This window comes from Williamsia sp., from assembly GCF_016462415.1.
Lineage (GTDB): Bacteria > Actinomycetota > Actinomycetes > Mycobacteriales > Mycobacteriaceae > Williamsia_A.
The window spans coordinates 1-2283 of record NZ_JAEMTF010000216.1 but is presented as its reverse complement, the minus strand read 5'-3'; the positions used below and the strand labels follow the sequence as shown (position 1 = coordinate 2283).

Sequence of the window (2283 nt, the reverse complement as noted above, 5' to 3'; positions counted from 1 at the left end):
TGCGGTGTCCTCGAATGTCACGTCCACACCCGACAGACTAGAACGTGTTTCAGTTTAGGGACACGGCGGCACGTCGAATGAACCCGAGACCCGCACGCAGGAAGACTGCGTCCGGGTCTCGGGTCCGTGTCCGGCCTGGGTCAGTGGCGGGTCTCGATGATCTCCTCGTGCGTCCCGTCCAGCTCCCCCTTGCCCTCCGATTCGGCGAAGCCGGCGTCATCGGCGAACGACTTGAGCCGGGCGATGCGGTAGATGAGGATGCCGTACAGGCATTTGGCCACGATGTCGGCGACCGAGTAGCCGGCCTGTTTGCTGACCCAGGCGATCGCCCCGTCACCGCCGAGTACCGGCAGCAGGTACGCGATCGGGTAGACCCCCCAGGCAGCGAACAACAGGATCCTCATGCGCGACACAGTCATTCGAACCGACGGCGACTGATGGTCGAGCGATCGTGTCAGCTCGACGAAGAGCACGTAGAGGATGTACAGGAAGGGGATGGTCGACAGGGTGCCCCAGATGAGGCGCGTCGCGTTGTCGGAACTGAGCTCGCCGGGGTAGCCGAGTGCGATCATCAGCGCCGATGCCGGGATCAACCGCCACAGCAGCGACGCCTGGAGCTTGCGGGCGAGCGCCAGCACGACCACGAGTTCGGTCAGCAGCAGCGGCACGGTCAGCAGCCAGTCCACATACCGGTAGCCCTCGTTGAAGGACTCGCCGATCGCCTGGGTGTAGGTGCCGTCGCCGCCCCTCGCGTCGGAGACGAAGGCCGCCTTGAACGATCCGAAGATGCGGAAGTAGTGGTAGGCCGCGATCCCGCACACGATCGCCGAGATGACCAGCGCCTGTCGATATCGTTGCAGCACACGGGGTTGCACCGCGAGTAGGAACACCGCCGTGAAGAGTTGGGCGGCTATCGCGAGGGACAGCACGTTGTAGACGGTGTCGAACTGCCCCTTGGTCAATACGTCGGGAATCATCGGACTCGACTTTCGGTTCTGCGGTTTTCGAGCTCCGTTCGCAGTCGCGAACGCCCACATGACAAATGAACGCCTAGTCCAGTAATGAATCAATGGTTCATGATTTCTGGCGTCAAACCGTGATGTGGATCACAAACCGTGACGCGTTCGTGACCTCGGTTCTCGACGCGTGACGCGCATACTGGCGACGTGTACTCCACAGAATCCGTTGGCGCCGTTCGCTTCACAGCGACCGTGACCCGCGTCGCTCTCATAACCGGAGCAATCGTGGCGGTGCTGGCCGATCATCTGATGGCCGACGCCACCGCTGTCCACGTCGCGCTCATCGCGCTGGGCCTGGTGCTCGGCGTACCGCACGGGTCGGTCGATCACCTGCTGGCCGCGGACGTACTGGCGGTGCGGGCGGTCACCGCCACCGTCGGGTATGCAGCACTCGCAGCAGCGGCGTGGACAGTCCTGCACTGGGGTGGAGCGTTGCCATTGGCGTTGATGATCGTGGCCAGCATCGTGCATTTCGGACTCGGCGAGGTCGAGACGATGGACATCCCGTTCGGCACCAGTGTCTTTCGGCGAACTGCATTGCTCCTCACCGGAGCCGGCGCTCTGGTACTGCCCCTCGCCCGGGGTGGGCCGGGATGGGACGAGACACTGCGGACACTGTCGCCGTCGTTGGCCGACCTGTTCAGCAGCGGCACAATCCGATTCGTCCTGATCGGGATCTGGGCAGCGAGTGCGCTGGTGTCTGCACATCTCCTCGTCGTCGAGCGGCGATGGTTGATCCTGGTCGACCTCGCCGTGATCGGCGTGGTCGGGTCGGTGGTGGCGCCGCTGGTCGCCTTCGCGCTCTGGTTCGGACTGTGGCACGGCCCCAGGCACATTGCGCGTCTCGTGGCACGTGAGTTGGCCGACGACCGCCGATCATCGACTACACGGCAGGCATGGATGGCGACCATCCGTCATGCGGTTCCTGCCACCCTGGGCGCCTACGCCACCCTCGCGGCCGTGGTCGGTGTCGTGGTCGGCTACGGCTCGACCACCGGCGCGGTGGCGATGGCCATCGTTGTCCTGCTCGCACTGACCGCACCACACATGATCGTTGTCGCTGCGATGGATTCGGCCGCACATCGCCGACGTCGCCGCGTCGACACCACGCCCGAGCGGCCGCCGAGAGCTTCTCGGGTGTCAGTGACCGGTTGAGGCGAATCGACCGTACGCAGGTCGGCTGTAGTTATAGCTGTCGAGATCGAAACTACGGCTCGCCCACATCGTCTCGAGCGTGGGCGAGGGACGGAACGGGACGTCGCCG

At 64.5% G+C, this 2283-nt stretch carries 2 protein-coding genes; one reads left to right on the top strand and one right to left on the bottom strand.

Annotation, left to right across the window (positions count from 1 at the left end):
- Positions 1-140 precede the first annotated feature (140 nt).
- Positions 141-977 (bottom strand): bacteriorhodopsin-like, encoded by an 837-nt coding sequence (locus tag JHC79_RS23475; RefSeq protein WP_296395466.1) that lies wholly within the window; start codon positions 975-977, stop codon positions 141-143.
- A 234-nt stretch (positions 978-1211) separates the two neighbouring features.
- Between JHC79_RS23475 and JHC79_RS23470 the strand changes: the two genes are divergently transcribed.
- Positions 1212-2174 carry a Brp/Blh family beta-carotene 15,15'-dioxygenase gene (locus JHC79_RS23470; protein ID WP_296395463.1) on the top strand — a complete coding sequence of 321 codons (963 nt, stop codon included), beginning with the start codon at positions 1212-1214 and terminating at the stop codon, positions 2172-2174.
- The last annotated feature ends 109 nt before the right edge of the window (positions 2175-2283 follow it).